14 protein-coding genes and 2 pseudogenes are annotated in these 16,913 nt (G+C 33.5%); 13 read left to right on the top strand and 3 right to left on the bottom strand.

Annotated features, from left to right (window positions below; translation table 11 throughout):
- A pseudogene (locus CD150_RS09380) lies at positions 1-291 on the bottom strand (magnesium transporter CorA family protein); the annotation flags it as partial.
- A 298-nt stretch (positions 292-589) separates the two neighbouring features.
- Between CD150_RS09380 and CD150_RS09375 the strand changes: the two are divergent.
- The 4 genes from CD150_RS09375 to CD150_RS09360 all read left to right on the top strand — a co-directional run bounded on the left by CD150_RS09375 (position 590) and on the right by CD150_RS09360 (position 6,444).
- Positions 590-2,257, top strand: coding sequence for a Na/Pi cotransporter family protein (locus CD150_RS09375; protein WP_103161522.1), 1,668 nt, complete (start codon positions 590-592; stop codon positions 2,255-2,257).
- 340 nt (positions 2,258-2,597) lie between these two features.
- On the top strand, positions 2,598-3,614 hold the full coding sequence (locus CD150_RS09370) for an MsnO8 family LLM class oxidoreductase (protein WP_070812615.1): 1,017 nt from the start codon (positions 2,598-2,600) through the stop codon (positions 3,612-3,614).
- A complete protein-coding gene (locus tag CD150_RS09365; protein WP_064209325.1) occupies positions 3,611-4,942 on the top strand; it encodes an LLM class flavin-dependent oxidoreductase in 1,332 nt (443 codons plus the stop codon). The genes CD150_RS09370 and CD150_RS09365 overlap by 4 nt, the downstream gene beginning before the upstream one ends.
- A 29-nt stretch (positions 4,943-4,971) precedes the next feature.
- The gene (locus CD150_RS09360) at positions 4,972-6,444 is read left to right on the top strand and encodes a Na+/H+ antiporter NhaC family protein (protein ID WP_073344032.1); all 1,473 of its coding nucleotides are present in this window, start codon (positions 4,972-4,974) and stop codon (positions 6,442-6,444) included.
- Positions 6,445-6,540: 96 nt separating this feature from the next.
- Here the strand turns inward: CD150_RS09360 and CD150_RS09355 are convergent, their stop codons facing one another.
- Positions 6,541-7,302: a DeoR/GlpR family DNA-binding transcription regulator gene (locus CD150_RS09355; RefSeq protein WP_073344029.1), complete on the bottom strand. Its 762-nt coding sequence runs from the start codon at positions 7,300-7,302 to the stop codon at positions 6,541-6,543.
- Between the two features lie 174 nt (positions 7,303-7,476).
- Here CD150_RS09355 and CD150_RS09350 point away from each other — a divergent pair.
- The 9 genes and pseudogenes from CD150_RS09350 (at position 7,477) to CD150_RS09310 (ending at position 15,161) form a co-directional block, all read left to right on the top strand.
- Positions 7,477-8,559, top strand: a pseudogene (locus CD150_RS09350) (MDR/zinc-dependent alcohol dehydrogenase-like family protein).
- Between the two features lie 48 nt (positions 8,560-8,607).
- Entirely contained in the window at positions 8,608-9,606 is a 999-nt protein-coding gene (locus CD150_RS09345) for a dihydroxyacetone kinase subunit DhaK (RefSeq protein WP_046207592.1), read from the top strand.
- Between the two features lie 12 nt (positions 9,607-9,618).
- Entirely contained in the window at positions 9,619-10,251 is a 633-nt protein-coding gene (gene dhaL / locus CD150_RS09340; protein WP_103161521.1) for a dihydroxyacetone kinase subunit DhaL, read from the top strand.
- Positions 10,252-10,283: 32 nt separating this feature from the next.
- Positions 10,284-10,727 (top strand): ribose 5-phosphate isomerase B, encoded by a 444-nt coding sequence (gene rpiB, locus CD150_RS09335; protein WP_073344017.1) that lies wholly within the window; start codon positions 10,284-10,286, stop codon positions 10,725-10,727.
- Between the two features lie 375 nt (positions 10,728-11,102).
- Positions 11,103-12,359: a copper resistance CopC/CopD family protein gene (locus tag CD150_RS09330; protein ID WP_174894782.1), complete on the top strand. Its 1,257-nt coding sequence runs from the start codon at positions 11,103-11,105 to the stop codon at positions 12,357-12,359.
- 11 nt (positions 12,360-12,370) lie between these two features.
- Positions 12,371-12,955, top strand: coding sequence for a YcnI family copper-binding membrane protein (locus CD150_RS09325; RefSeq protein ID WP_073344014.1), 585 nt, complete (start codon positions 12,371-12,373; stop codon positions 12,953-12,955).
- Between the two features lie 119 nt (positions 12,956-13,074).
- Entirely contained in the window at positions 13,075-13,488 is a 414-nt protein-coding gene (locus tag CD150_RS09320; RefSeq protein WP_073344011.1) for a DUF2871 domain-containing protein, read from the top strand.
- Positions 13,489-13,694: 206 nt separating this feature from the next.
- Positions 13,695-14,726: an NAD(P)/FAD-dependent oxidoreductase gene (locus tag CD150_RS09315; protein ID WP_103161519.1), complete on the top strand. Its 1,032-nt coding sequence runs from the start codon at positions 13,695-13,697 to the stop codon at positions 14,724-14,726.
- A 33-nt stretch (positions 14,727-14,759) separates the two neighbouring features.
- A complete protein-coding gene (locus tag CD150_RS09310) occupies positions 14,760-15,161 on the top strand; it encodes a GNAT family N-acetyltransferase (RefSeq protein ID WP_103161518.1) in 402 nt (133 codons plus the stop codon).
- A gap of 317 nt (positions 15,162-15,478) precedes the next feature.
- Here the strand turns inward: CD150_RS09310 and glcP are convergent, their stop codons facing one another.
- Positions 15,479-16,843 carry a glucose transporter GlcP gene (gene glcP / locus CD150_RS09305; RefSeq protein WP_174894781.1) on the bottom strand — a complete coding sequence of 455 codons (1,365 nt, stop codon included), beginning with the start codon at positions 16,841-16,843 and terminating at the stop codon, positions 15,479-15,481.
- Between the last annotated feature and the right edge of the window lie 70 nt (positions 16,844-16,913).

Genomic DNA, 16,913 nt, shown 5'->3' with positions numbered 1-16,913 from the left:
AGATGTGTATAAGAGACAGGTTATAAACGAGAGCACATTAAGATTTGTATCATTAACAACTGGCAAATCAAGGATTATGAGGGAATAGCCCGTTTCTTCATCGTATTCAACACGAGAACTTTCCTCAGTATCTAGAGGGTCTCTAATAAAATCTTCTGGTAAATGGTATAAATCTATTAAATGTTCTATTTCTTCCCAATTTGGGTCAACGACATTGATCCATGAGGCATCATGGTCTAAAGTTGATGTTATTATTTCTTGTGTTTGAGTATGTTTATAAGCAGTAATCACAATACAAATCTTCCCTTCATTAAATTCTTAATTATATTAGCGAAGATTAGAGCGGTTGACAAGTATCTTTCAATTTTAATTGTAATACTTGTAGAAAGGATTAATTTAAGGATTTTATAAGTAGCATATTGTAAAATCTGCATGGATAGTGAATTTGGAAAGGTTTGCATGTATTGGTGAAATAAGATTACAGAAATGTTGAGAAAATACGATGTAATTTTAATGATAAATTAACATTAGCTTAACAAAAATTAATTATACTTCACATAGTTTACAAATATTTTAAAGAGGTGTAACGATGGATTCTTCTGTAATGGAGATTATTTTTACCTTTATTGGTGGATTAGGTATTTTTCTATATGGTATTAAACAAATGGGAGACGGTTTACAAGCCGCAGCTGGTGATAGATTAAGAAGCATTTTAAATACTTTTACAAGTAACCCTTTAATTGGTGTCTTGGCTGGTATGATTGTAACGATATTAATTCAAAGTAGTTCGGGCACAACAGTAATTACTATAGGTCTTGTTAGTGCAGGCTTTATGACAATGCGTCAGGCAATTGGAGTAGTTATGGGAGCGAATATTGGTACTACAGTTACTGCATTTATTATAGGTATTGATATCGGTGAGTATTCGCTGCCAATTTTAGCAATTGGTGCATTTCTAATTTTCTTTATTCAAAAACGTAAAGTGAAAAATGTGGGTATGATTTTATTTGGTTTTGGTGCATTGTTCTATGGTTTAGAACTTATGAGTGGTGCAGTTAAACCATTAGCAAATTTAGACTCTTTTAAACAAATTATGTTAGATATGTCTTCGAATCCATTATATGGTGTGGTAGCAGGTACATTATTAACAGTAATTATCCAAAGTTCAAGTGCCACAATTGGTATTTTACAAGGATTCTTTGCCAATGATTTAATTAGTTTACACGGTGCACTTCCTGTACTTTTAGGTGATAATATTGGTACGACAATCACGGCAGTACTTGCCAGTTTAGCAGGCTCGTTGGCGGCAAAACGTGTGGCAGCTGTACATGTACTCTTCAATGTAATTGGCGCTATCATTTTCTTAATAATCATGCCTCTCTATCAATTAGTTATTGAATGGATGCAAGGGATTATGAATTTAAAGCCTGAAATGGTTATTGCATTTGCACACGGTACGTTCAATGTAACAAACACAATTATTCAATTGCCATTTATTTTCATCCTAGCATGGATAGTGACGAAGTTAGTACCAGGCGAAGACTTGAATGAAAAATATAAACCAAGAATGTTAGATAAAAATTTAATCAACAGAGCTCCTAACATCGCGTTACAAGAAGCTCAAGATGAAATTCAAAATATAGGTCATATGACTTTCGATATGTTTAGATATGCTAAGAACTATGATGATAAAACAGAAAAAGATATAATTCAGAAGCATGCAGCTGTGGAAAGTATGTATGACAATGTAAGACAATATTTAACAAAAATCTCTGAGAAGAAGATATCCAAACAAGATGCAGAAAGAATGTCTGTGTTATTCGATGTTAATCGAACGTTTATTAAAGTAGCAAGTTTAACGGAAGCTTATTTATTGGATTTAAAGAAAAAAGAAACAGAATCAATTCAAATATCTGCAAAAGCAGAACAAAGTATTGAAAGACTATATGACCATGTCGATGCGTCACTTGAAAAAACAATTGATATGTTTAACGTATATGACAGAGTTAAAAAAGATGAAATCGTTCGTTTGAGTAACGATTCGTATACATTAGAACATGATCTTAGGAAGAAACATATCAAGCGCTTAAGTTCTGGAGAATGTTCTTTAGAAGGTGGTTTGCTATATCTAGATATGATTGCTATCTTAGAGCGTATTGGTTACCATTCTAGAAACATTTCAGAATCTATGATTGATATAGATAATATTGAACATGAGGATGATGAAGTGGAACATACTTTGGGTTGGTCATATTAAAAAGTTATTTTAACCACAATGTATGCAAAATTTAATATCATATAATGAGGCAAGCCATAACAGAAATAAATTTTATGCTTAGTCTTTTAAATTAGAGCGGAATAACATCACTTTATTAAAGGATGATGTTAATCTGCTCTTTTTTTTATGAGAAAAGTGTACTTGGTTAACAATTTTCAATTTAAATGATAAATGATATGTAAAAAATGGAGTACTCGAGACGGCAAAAGCAATCCCTCTCTTAATCCTTAGTAAAACGATAAGGATACTTGACAAAATGTTACCGTGAGCATAAGATTGAAACTAATATAATTTTCAGAAATCGATTGGGGGATTGTTTATGACATCTATTAGTATACTTGATCAAAGTCCGATAGATCATAATGAAGCAGTTAGCGACGGGATAAAGAGAACAGTTGAACTCGCTCAATTAGCAGAAAACCTGAATTATACAAGATATTTTGTTGCAGAGCATCATAATATACAAGAAGTCGTTGGTACGAGTCCTGAAATATTAGTTACACATCTATTAAACCAAACAAGTAGAATAAACATTGGTTCTGGTGGGGTTATGCTACAGCATTATAGTCCATTTAAAGTGATTGAGCAGTTTCATTTTATGAGCCAAATCGCTCCGGGAAGAGTAGATTTAGGTATAGGTAAAGCACCTGGTGGTTTTCCTCTAGCGACACAAGCATTACAAGAAGATATCAAAAGTTCGCCTACATCTTTCAATGATAAATTTCATCTATTAAATCAATTTAATAATGGAAACTTTCCTAAAGAAAATCCATATTCAAATTTAAAAACAACGATTCGTAATAAAGAGGTTGAAAAACCACATGTTTTTCTTTTAGGTGGCAGTGAACGATCAGCGCGTTTTGCAGCAGAAGAAAAAGTGGGATTTATTTATGCATATTTTTTGAATTCGGATAATGAACTTTTACAAAAAGCCATTCGTACATACAAAGCATTTTATCCTGAGGGGAGAATCATTGTTGCCTTGGCAGCTGTTGTATCGAATAGCGAAGCGGAGTACGCATTAATTGAAGAAGGGCGTACAAACTATGTTTTACACTTTGATGACGGTCAAAAATTAACGGTATCAAGTGAACACCAAATTGATGATTTTAAAAAGCAAAGTTCAAGGACATTTGAAATTGAAGCACAACAAATAGAGGTATTTAATGGTACAGCTGAGTCCATAAAACAACAGATTCATGAATTAAATATAGATGATGAAGTTGATGAATTTATGTTTCATATGCCCGTTCAAAATCATTCATTACGATTAAAAACAGTAGAGCAATTAGCGCGTGTATATAAAAAATCGACTTTGAAAGCAGGGGTAAAATGACAAATAAAAAAATAGATTTTGGAATTATGTTGAACGGTCCTGGTAGTCATATGCATGCTTGGAAATCAAGTGAGGTTCCAAGTGATGCAAGTACAAATTTTGAATTTCAACTTGAAATTGCTCGCAAAGCAGAAAAAGCTGGCTTCAGTTTCGTTTTTGTAGCAGATGGATTATATATCAATGAAAAATCGATACCACATTTTTTAGATAGACATGAACCTTTAACATTTTTAGCAGCTCTAGCTCCTATAACGCAGCAAATTGGATTAGTTGGTACGATTTCAACTTCGTATAGTGAACCGTTCACAGTGGCCAGACAACTTTCAACCATTGATAACATTAGTAAAGGTCGTGCAGGCTGGAATGTGGTGACTTCGCCTTTAGCTGGGAGTGCTGACAATTATAGTAAAGGAGATCATCCAGAACATGATGTTCGATATGATATTGCTGAAGAACATATCCAAGTTGTACAAGGATTATGGGATTCGTACGAAGATGACGCGTTTACGTTCGATGTTGAAAATGGTGAATATGTTGATAAAAGTAAAATGCATACTTTAGATTACAAAGGTCAATATTTCCAAGTTAAAGGTCCTTTGAATGCAAGTCGGTCAGAACAAGGACAACCTGTTATATTCCAAGCAGGAGCTTCTCCTAAAGGACAGGCATATGCAGCTAAATATGCTGATGCCGTTTTTACACTTGGTGAGTCACTTGAAATTGCTAAAAGTAATTATGACAGTATTAAAAAACAAGCCCAAGCATTTGAGCGTAATCCCGACCATGTTAAAGTCTATCCAATGCTGGCACCAGTCATTGGAAAAGATAAGGCCGAAGTAGAGCGACGATTAAATGAACTTAAATCATTAGCAACAATTGAAGAGGCTTTAGACTACTTGGGAAGATATTATGATCACCATGACTTTACTCAATACGAATTAGATGCACCATTTCCAGAGTTAGGTGACGTAGGGAAAAATAGTTTTCGTGCAACTACTGATGCAATTGCTGAACGTGCGAAATCACAAAATTTAACGTTAAGAGAAGTTGCTCTAGAAGAAACTGTAAGACGTTCACCATTTACAGGCACTTATGAAGAAGTAGCAGCATTAATAATTGAATGGTTTGAACAAGGTGCAGCAGATGGCTTTATCTTTGGACCACATGTCTATGGTGAAATATATGATGAATTTTTAAGAGAAGTGTTACCGATATTAGAAACAAAAGGTTATTATTCGAAATCTTATGAAGGTAGTACATTACGTGATCATCTTGGTATTCCGTTTAAAGAAAATCGATATCGAAACACAAAAGTAGAGCATATCTAATTTAAATGATTTTTAAGGAGTGAAATAGAATGTCTGAATATAGTGCAACTTCACATCATTCGCAAACAGATGTTGAACAAGACCAATTAAAAATAAAAGAAAAAAGAAAATTTCAATTGCCACACGTGTTATTAATGATGTTGATGATGATGATGTTTGCATGTTTACTGACATATGTCATTCCTGCTGGTGAATTTGACACGACAAAAAGTGGTGAAATTGTACAAGGAACTTATCATGCTATTTCACAAAATCCAGTTAATCCGTTTTATGCAATTACCTTAATATTAAATGGGGGTATACAATCAGCTCAAACTGTAACTTTATTGCTATTTGTTGGTGGGGCAATTGGAGGTATGTTGCAATTGGACTCAGTGACAAAGTTAACTAATTATATGATATATAGATTTGAACACGCAGGTGCTTTACCACTTATTATAGGATTATTTTCTTTAATGGCGTTTATAGGGTTTTTTGTAGGTGGCGATCAGATGATTGTTTTTGTCACGCTCGGTGTCATTTTAGCGAATAGGTTAAAATTAGATCCAATTATTGCCCTTGGCATGACCTTCCTACCTTTGTATATGGCATTTTCAGTTTCTCCTTCAGGTATGGCTAAAATTGGTCAAATCGTTTATCCGGAAGTCACTTTATATTCAGGATATGGTGGGAGAGCAATTATGTATACAGTGTTTTTATTGGTCACTTTATTATATGTTATCTGGTATGCGAGAAGGGTTATTAAATCACCAAATAAAAGTTTGATGAATACTACATCTTGGCAACAAAATAATGTGCAAATAACAAATACAGAAATTGATTTGAAAGATAGAACAATTAATTGGAGAGATTTGGTTGTAGTAGGATTAGTGATTTTTACACCTATAGTATTAGCAATAGGTAACGGCATGTTAAGTTGGACTGAGAAATATGGAAATGGTGTATTCATTACTGTTTTTGGTATTAGTTTTGTGCTTGCTTACTTAATAAAAAGTAAACGGCCTAGTGAAATGGTGGATGGATTTCTAGCAGGAGCGAAACCAATGCTAGTGGTTGCTTTTGCTATTATCATGGCAAACACAATCAGCGTCATTCTAGAAAAAGGTAAGATTTTAAGTACGATTGTCAACGGATTAACGACACAACTTGATGGTTCGTCAGCTGGTGTCGTATCAATATTAATATTTTTAGTAGCAACAGTATTTAATTTTTTAGTGCCATCTGGTTCAGGTTTAATGAGTGTCATGGTTCCAATATTACAACCAGTTACACATACACTTGGTGTGAATGACCAAATACTGTTAACTTCACTATCTTTTGGCGGTGGATTAGGTAATTTAATTACACCAACATTGGGTGCGACAGTAGGTGCGATTGCTATTGCGAAAGCTAATTTTAGTTCATGGTTTAAATTTATGGCACCATTGTTTTTAATTTGGGTCATCGTAGGTTCAATTGTGTTGTATATCTTCACTACTGTTGGATGGTCAGGTGGTATATAAAAAGATTGGATAATGATTTTAAGTAAAAAAAAGCTGTATCAATTAGGTATTAAATTATTCTAATTGATACAGCTTTTTAAATTGTTAATTTTGAAATTAAACAACAGTTAACTTAAATGGCATGTTTTGTAGCCATTTTTTGGGGGGATTTTCATCAGTAATAACTTCAGTAATATCAGTGATTTTAGCAAATGATAAAGTAGATGAAATATCAAATTTACTGTGGTCTATCAGAGCAATTACTTTTTCACTTTCTTGAATCATCTGCTTTTTGAGTTGAACTTCAGGTAATGAAAAATCAGTCAAACCATTTTCTAAGGTAAAACCGTTTGCAGATAAAAAGAAATAATCAATATGATACATTTCTAAAATTTGTGAATCAATGTTTCCGGTAATTGCATTTGAATCTTGTGATACAAACCCTCCAACTACGAGCACTGTTAAGTTTGGATTTTCTTTTAAGAGTACTGCATTTTCCAATCCATTTGTAATAATCGTAAGTTCCATTGTTGTCTCAGATATTAATTTTGCAAGCTCATATGTAGTTGAACTTGCGTCGATGAGTATGCATTGTTGCGGTTCGATTTTATTTAACGCATGCTCACTTATTTTATGTTTTTCACGATGCTTTTGTGTTAAGCGGTAAGAAAAGTTTAACTTAGAAGTCATCGTATCATTAACTTTTGCTCCGCCATGTGTACGTGTAATCTTATTTTCACTTTCTAAAAGCCGTAAATCGCTCCGAACTGTTGCTTCTGTCACGCTTAAGTAATCTGAAAGTTGTTTTACAGTAGCTCTTTTATGTGACTTTATATAAGTATATATGTGCTCTCGTCGTTCATCTGCATACATTTTCATATGATTCGCAACCTCCTTATGTTCATAATTTAGTTTAACACAATTTTTTATAAAAATAACAAAACAAAAGCAAAACGAAAATAAATGAAAAAATATTTGAAAGAAATGAAAATATATATTAGAATTATAGTTATAAATGAAAGCGTTTTCTAATAAGAAAAGGGGTTGTTGAAAATGACAAATAAAAATTATCCAGACAAAATGAATGCAGTTGTAGCATATGCACCAGGGGATTATAAATATGAAACAGTAGAGACGCCAACAATTGAGAATTCAAAAGAAATTATAGTGAAAGTTGAAGCATGTGGTATTTGTGCAGGAGATATTAAAGCGTATGGCGGAGCGCCAAGTTTTTGGGGTGATGAAACGCAACCTGCTTATATTAAAGCACCGATGATACCGGGCCACGAATTTATTGCACGTATTGTTGAGAAAGGCGAAGATGTGACTGATTTTGAAATAGGTGATCGTGTCATTTCTGAACAGATTGTACCTTGTTGGGAATGTAGATTTTGTAAACGTGGAGAGTATTGGATGTGTGAAAAACACGATTTATACGGTTTCCAAAATAATGTCAATGGCGGTATGGCTGAATACATGAAATTCACTAAAGAAGCAATAAATTATAAAGTTCCTGAAAATCTACCTATAGAAAAAGCAATTCTAATTGAACCATATGCTTGTAGTTTACATGCAGTGCAACGTGCAAACATCAAATTAGGAGATTTCGTTGTATTATCTGGTGCTGGAACACTGGGGCTTGGCATGATAGGAGCTGCTAAAAAATCTGGCGCTGAAACTTTGGTTGTACTAGATATGAAAGATGATCGTTTAGAATTAGCGAAACAATTTGGTGCAGACATTGTAATGAATCCAGCAAAAGTTGACATAGTAAAAGAAATTAAGGATATGACTGAGGGCTATGGTTGTGATACTTAGATTGAAGCGACAGGACATCCTAAATCTGTTGAACAGGGTTTGAGTGCAATTAGAAAACTAGGAAGATTTGTCGAATTTTCTGTATTTGGGGATCCAGTAACTGTTGATTGGAGCATCATTTCTGATCGTAAAGAACTAGATTTAATGGGTAGTCATTTAGGACCTTACTGTTATCCGCTTGTGATAAATGGTATACAAAATGGTGATTATCCAACTGAAGGCGTAGTAACGCATCAATTGCCACTGCAAGATTTTGAAGAAGGCTTTGAATTGATGAAAAAAGGAGATAAGTCATTGAAAATTGTGCTTGTACCTTAAAACAGCAAAGTGATAGATAACATAGATAGTTAAAAGGAGAGACTTTAAATGAAAAAGATGATTAATCATCCTGATGACGTCATAGAAGAATTAATGGCCGGATATTTAATTGCTTATCCTGAATATATTAGACGTTCAAACTTGCATCAAAGAGCATTAATTGGAAAAAAACGACACCCTAATCGTAAAGTGAGTGTTTTAATTGGTGGAGGATCAGGACATGAGCCAGCTTTTATCGGATATGTTGGTCAAGGTATGGCTGATGGTGTGGCAGTAGGTAATATTTTCGCTTCACCTTCACCAATTCCTATACAAGCTGTAACTAGAGAAATTCATGACGGCAATGGTGTGTTATATATTTATGGAAATTATGCAGGAGATTTAATGAATTTTGAAATGGCCAGCGAAATGACAGAAGTCGAAGATGATATTGAAACAGCAGTAGTAATAGGAAATGATGATGTTGCTTCAGCGAAGGAAATTGAAGAGAGACGTGGCATAGCAGGTGAATTACTGGTTTATAAAGCTGCAGGTGCTGCTGCTGATTTTGGCTATGATTTGAAGGAAGTACGTCGTATTGCACAACTGGCAAATGATTATACACGTTCGATGGGCATTGGGTTAAGTCCTTGTTATTTACCGCAAACAGGAAAACCAAGTTTTGATCTTGAAGATAATGAGATGGAAATTGGATTAGGACATCATGGTGAACCAGGTATTGAAAAAACAACGATTCGCACAGCAAAAGAAACTGTCCAAGTAATTATGAAAAACATTTTGAAAGAAGGTCTTTATCAATCAGATGATGAAGTGGTTGTGCTAGTAAATGGGTTGGGTGCAACCTCACAAATGGAATTATATATTATTAATAAAGAAGTTGATGCAATATTAAATGAAAATAATATAAAGACGTACAAATCGTATATTGGTAATTTTATTACATCAATGGAAATGGGTGGCTTCTCAGTAACATTGATGAAGGTGGACGAGACGTTAAAGTCATGTATAGATCATCCTGTCGATTGTCCAAATTTTAAAGAAGTCTAGGAGGAAATTGTAATGACATTAACAAGTGAAACATATAAATCATTCATCCTAGCATTAGCTGAGTTGTTTGAAGAACAAAAAGATAACTTATGTGAATTAGATAGAAAAATAGGTGATGGTGATCATGGTGTGACGATGAATATTGGTTATCAAGCTGTAAAAAGTACGATTCATAACGAGTTACAAGTACAAGATGATATTGCAAAAATCAGTGTTGCTGTTGGTAAAAGCTTTTTGGATGCAGTTGGGTCATCTGTAGGTCCTTTATATGCTTCAGGTTTTTTAAAGTCAGCAGTTGCAGTGAAAAATAAAACTGAATTAGATGATACAGACTTATATCAATTTTGGATTGCATTCAGTAAAGAAATTAAGGCAAGAGGTAAAGCTGAAATAGGTGATAAAACGATGATTGATACACTTGAACCATTCTATCTTTCATTAGAAACGTCTAAATATCAAAGTATTAATTTCAAGGAAGCATTTGAGATTGCACTTTTAGAGGCTAAAAAAGGTATGGAAAGTACAAAGGATATTGTTTCAAATAAAGGCCGTTCTAAGCGATTAGGCTATTGTTCGCAAGGTCATGTAGATCCTGGCGCGATGTCAGCGTATCTGATGTTAAATACATTTAAATCATATGTATAAGTGAAGTGATAAGTATATAAGGAGGAGTTAGAATGAAAATAGCAATCGGTGCAGACCACAATGGTTATGACTTAAAAGAGGCAGTGAAAACGCATATAGAAACACTCGGCCATGAAGTAGAAGATTTTGGTTGTTATCATTGTGCAGAGACGGATTATCCAGATGTTGCTGCTAAAGTTGGTAAAAGCATCCAACAAGGAGATAATGAACGTGGTATTCTTATTTGTGGAACTGGCATCGGCGTTGCGATAACAGCCAACAAATTAAAAGGCATACGCGCCGCTTTGGCGCATGATTACTATTCTGCAGAGCGTGCACAGTTAAGTAACAATGCTCAAATACTAACTATGGGAGCACAAATTATTGGTATAGAAGTTGCTAAAAAAAATGTTGAAGCATACTTAAATGTAAGTTGGGAAGGCGGTTCTCAACGTAAAGTAGATAAAATTGTGAAAGTTGAACAAGATGAATTTTAATGCGTTATATTTATGTAAACCATATCATTCTTGAAGAATAAGAAGTTGAGGCCTAAAGCGCTTAATTAAAGCAAAGGACTAGTCCGTGTGAGAGACGACGGATTAGTCCTTTGCTATTTAAATTAAATTTATACATAATTTGTAACTTAGCATTTCTAATAAGAACAAATTTAGCATTAGTTTAATACTTATTTTTATAACAACACATTATAAATATTTTTAATGGTAACAAAACTAATCTTTTATTTCTAATTAATTGGAACAATAATATTTAATTTATAATTATTTGTCCAAAAAATGACAAAATGAAATTTATATTGTGAATATATATTTCATTTAATATCATTGATAATATAAACTTTTTGAAAAAGGGGGATGAAAGTGCAATTAACATTTAAAATTCATAAGTTTTCTTATGTTATATTTATAATTTCGTTGATCATTGGGATAGTTACTTTTTCTCAGCAAGTTTCAGCGCATGCAACTTTAGAAAAAGTTACTCCAGCACAAAATAGTGTGGTTGAAAACGCGCCAAATGAAATAACATTACAATTTAATGAACCAGTCCATTCAAAGTATTCAAGCATAAAGATTTATGATGACAATGGTTCTGAATTGACTGAAGTAAAACCAAGTACAACAGGTTCCTCTCAAACATTGACATTTCCCATTGAAAATTTAAATAAAGGTACGCACAGTATAAAATGGCATACAATGTCTGCAGATGGCCATGAAATCAATGATAGTTTTGAATTTTCAGTTGGAAAACAGACAGCAAATGGAATTGATACAGCACCACCGTTTTATGAAAAGGCAGATTTTTGGTTTGGGGTTACGCGCTTTATAATAGAAGGATTATTGATTACACTTACCGGCCTTTATTTTGTCAACCGCTTAGCTAAAAGACAAAGTTTACCTCATTTAAATTTTAAAACATATACGATGCCAACCATTTTGACGTTGGTCATGATTTCCGTTATCACAGTTTTAATTTATATGATGACTTTATCTTCTGATGTTGTGTCAGATGTGTTAAGTCTACAAAAAGCAACTTTATTGCAAACACCATTCATATTAACAATGATTGCAGTTATCATATTATTATTGCTTTTCACTTTGAAAAATATGGCTACAAGTTGGTATATATTCATTCCAAGTCTAATATTAATTGCGCTTAGTATGTCTGGACATGCTTGGTCTCAATCTGTACCAATATGGTCGATTTTTATCAGGGTGATCCATATTACTGGAATCTCATTTTGGTTAGGCGCTTTGATATACTTAGTCGTGATGGTATTGGGTAAAAAACAATTTGCAGTAAATCAAATGAGGCCTTTTTTATTAAAAGTAAATATTAGCGCTGTCATGTTAATTGTCATATCGGGTGTCCTTATGTCAATTGACCAAACGAATGTCTTAACATTGTGGAAAAATATTCAAACATGGAGCGTTTTATTACTTATTAAGATTCTGCTAACATTTGTGATGATGACGTTAGGATTTTATCAAACAACTAAAGCGCTTGGTAAGCATCGTCAGACAAATAGATTTGCATTAATCATAGAACTAAGTATAGGTATTTTACTCATATTAGCAGGTGTAATTATGAGTCAATTAAATATTCCAGGATAGGAGTTTAAAAGATGAAAAGACAATTTATTTTAGCCATCGCAGTTTGTTTTACTGTTTTAGTATTTTCCAAAAGTGCTCATGCACATGTGACTATGAATCCTGACACAAGTGAACCAGGTTCTTATGAAAAATATGATGTTAGAGTTCCAGTAGAAAAAGAAGCGAACACGACAAAAATAGAGTTGAAAGTGCCCAAGGGTGTAAATGTTGTAGGTGTTGCACCACAGGAAACATTTGATCATAAATTAACTAAAGATGACGATGGCAATATTACTAAAATCACTTGGACAGCTAAAGATAAAGGTATTGGACCAAATGAATTTGTCGATTTACCTATTCAAGTAGCAAATCCTGATAAAGAAGGCGAATTTAAATGGGATGCTTATCAAACTTACGACGATGGAGAAACTGTAAAATGGAATGGTGATGAAGACGCTGAAAAACCATCACCTGTGACTAAAGTATCAAAAAAAGCTGATGTTGATTCTGAAAACAATCAATCGGGCAATGATTCTATCGCTTTATGGATTGTATCTATCATAGCTATTATTTTAGCGCTCATAGCAATTTTTAAAAAGTCTCGTAAAGAAAGATAAAGCATAAGCGATTAAGCTAGTAATCAGATTTTGATTACTGGCTTTTTTGTGAAGTTTGGTGAATTGTCACTGTATTTTAATTAGATTTATTTTATAATAATTTTTAAGGAGGATTTTGAATGCGCAGAATATTATACGCTTTTTTAATTTATACAATCTTAGGATTGCTTAGTGGTTTTTATTATCGTGAATTAACACTTGCTTATGACTTTACAGGTGATACACAATTAGTAGTAGTACATACGCATACGTTAATATTAGGAATGTTTATGAATCTCATTTTATTACCAGTAACAAAAGTATTTAATTTGAGTAGTTATTATTTATTTAATTGGTTCTTTATTGTGTATAATATAGGTGTATTGGTAACGATTGGTATGATGTTTACGAAAGGCACTTACCAAGTGATGGGACTTAAAGTTCCAGAATCATTTGCTGGCTATGCAGGTATGGGGCATACAGTGATTACAGCTGGTTTTATTTTATTATTCTTCTTGCTTAAAAACGCCATTGTCAAAAAATCAGAAAAATAATTTCTCTAAATAGAATTTTTAAAACAAATATAGTAATCATAGATATAGCAGACGATCGATACGAATTTGATCGTCTTTTTATTTTATTTTACAGCCATTATACATATAAAGTAATTAATTATTAAAAAGTCATCCTTTTTAATTGATAAGCATTATCAATAATAGGATAATAGGTATTAATAAGTAGTACATGTAGGAGGATTATTATGGATGATGTAATCATTATCGGTGGTGGACCAGCCGGTCTGTTCGCGAGCTTTTATTCTGGATTAAGAGGGATGAATGTAAGAATTATTGATATTCAAGATAAGCTAGGAGGTAAAATGCACGTGTATCCTGAAAAGATTATTTGGGATATCGGGGGATTGGCACCGAAACCTTGCTATGAAATTATACAAGATACTGTTAATCAAGGACTACATTTTAATCCTAAAGTAAATTTAGAGGAACGTGTGATAGATATAAGGAAATTGGCTGAACGTCATTTTGAAGTAGAGACCAATAAAGGAAATATATATAAATCCAAATCTGTTATTATCGCCATTGGTGGTGGCATCATTAATCCAAAACAACTTAATATCAAGGGAGCAGAAAGATATCAATTAACAAACTTACATTATGTTGTGCAATCTTTAAAACATTTTAAAAACAAAAACGTATTGATTTCAGGTGCAGGTAACTCTGCTCTAGATTGGGCAAATGATTTAAGTGGCTACGCTAAAAGTGTGACATTAATTTATCGAAAAGCGGATATCAAGGGTTATGAAGCAATGAAAAATATATTAGATGGATTGTCAGTAGAAAAGTTACCCAACACACATATCTATCAATTAATAGGAGACGTTACCCAGTCGCGTATAGAACAAGTGATATTGGAAAATATTGAAACAGGGGAACAAGAGGTACGTGCTTTTGACGAAGTCATCGTCAGTCATGGATTCGATAGAGAAAATACATTATTAGAACAATCTACAACTCAAGTTGATATGCATAGTGAATATAATATTAAAGGGTTTGGTAACACTGCAACGAGTATTGAAGGTTTATACGCTTGTGGTGATATTATTTATCATGAAGCAAAAGCACACTTAATCGCGAGTGCTTTTAGCGACGCAGCAAACGCAGCTAATCTAGCAAAGCTTTATGTTGAACCAGAAGCAGCTCCTGAAGGTTATGTATCGAGTCATAATGATGCATTCAAAGAATCTAATAAAGTAGTGATGAAAAAATATTTATAAATCATGGTTTAGCAGTCTGGGGGATGAAAATACATGGTTAAAATAAAGTATGAAGCGCCAACAGTACAAAATTATAGAAATATGAGAAAAAAAGCTGGGTTAAGTGAAAAATCACAAAAGGCGGCAGAAAAAGGGATATCAAATGCATGCTTTGACGTTACAATATATGATGATGACTTATTAATAGCGATGGGCAGAGTAATTGGAGATGGCGGTACTGCTTTTCAAATTATTGACATAGCAGTAGAACCACGTTATCAAGGACAGGGTTATGGTAAACAGGTTATGACTAATATTATGAAATATATATCATCTGTTGCAGAAGATGGTACTTATGTGAGTCTAATGGCAGATTATCCTGCAGATCAATTGTATGAACAATTCGGATTTACGACTACGGAACCTCATTCTTGTGGGATGTATATCAAATACTAAAATTAAATATGTTGAAGAATGTTTAAATGCGAAGCAGTAGTTTTGAGATAGTTATCTACGAAACACACGTCCATTACTCTTTCATAAAGATAGAGTAATGGACGTGTATTATTTTGTGCTAATTGATATCATTTTTTAACGATAATACAACGCGTTCATATTCAGGGAGAATGATACCAAACCATCTTCTAGGAAGCTATACGGATTAATTTGCAAGATGCAAAGAGAGCTAATCCAGAACGGATTAGCTCTCTTATTTTGAGCATAGGCTTTATACCCTAAAAACTCATATTAATTTTGTTTTAGCAATGTAATGTTTATTTGGATTCTTTAACATTGACATCAGTTGCATTTGTTCTAGATCTTAAATCAGCTTCTATTTCTTCTAAACTACGTCCGCGTGTTTCTGGTAAGTATTTAATAACAAAGATTAAAGCACAGACACCGATAGCTGCAAAGATTAAGAAAACTTGTTCTACTGATAAAACATCAGTCAAAATAGGGAATAATTGCGCAACTAGTAAACTACCAATAGATAGTACTAAAGCAGCGATTCCTGTTGCAGCACCACGTGCGCGCATTGGGAATAATTCTGGTAACATAACCCAAAGTACTGGTCCCCAAGTAAAACCAAAGAAGATGATGAAAAGCGTTAGACAAGCAACCATAATCCATGCAGAAGATTGGATACCAATTGTCCAAACTAATATTGCCATGATTAATAGTGAAGCTACCATACCAATATTACCGATGACTAATAATCGCTTACGATCTATTTTATCAATAATCATAATTGCTACAATCGTAATAAGGACGTTTACGGTACCAATACCAACTGTGCCTAATATAGAAGTTGCATTTCCAAGACCAGCTTTACTAAATATCGTTGGTGCGTAATAAATAATAGCGTTAATACCTATAATTTGTTGTAATAAAGCAAATACACTACCAATGATCAATGTTGGTCTTAACCAAGGTGATTTTAATACATTCCAAGTGCTTTCAGAAATAGCATTTATTTCTTTCATATCAGCAATTTCTTTATCAATTTCGCTTTCTTTAAATGTTAATTTCATAACGTCACGAGCAGCTTTTTCACTTCTGTGTTCAAGTAGCCATCTAGGGCTTTCAGGCATAAATGCTACACCGATTAATAGAATGAGTGAAGGTAATACTGCTAAACCGAGCATCCATCTCCATCCTTCGATTGGAGTGAAAGCATAGTTAATTAAGTATGAAGATAAAATACCAATTGTAATCATTAATTGGTTTAAGGAACTTAACGAACCACGTTGTTCGGTAGGTGCCATTTCAGATAAATATACTGGTACGATTGCTGTTGAGCCACCGACAGCTAATCCGATAACAAGTCTACCAATTACTAATACTGGCATTGATGGTGCTAAGGCTAAAATTAATGCACCGACAATATAAATAATAGCGATAATAAATACAACACGTCTACGACCTAATCTATCAGACATAGGTCCACTCGCACCGGAGCCGAAGATAGCGCCGACTAACATCGATGCAACGACAAGTCCTTCAGTAAAACTATTTAACGGTATGTCATCTTCTATAAATAACAGTGCACCTGATATAACCCCCATGTCATAACCATAGAGTAATCCTCCCAATGCACCAAGGAAAAAGATGAGCTTTTTATTCACTTTGATTCCCATATTAACCCTCCTGATAATATTCAATAATAATAAGTATACGCTTTCATATTTTAATTGTAAATGTTAAAGT

It is taken from the genome of Staphylococcus ureilyticus (assembly GCF_002902235.1).
Taxonomy (GTDB): domain Bacteria; phylum Bacillota; class Bacilli; order Staphylococcales; family Staphylococcaceae; genus Staphylococcus; species Staphylococcus ureilyticus.
This window is presented reverse-complemented; position numbering and strand designations above follow the sequence as displayed.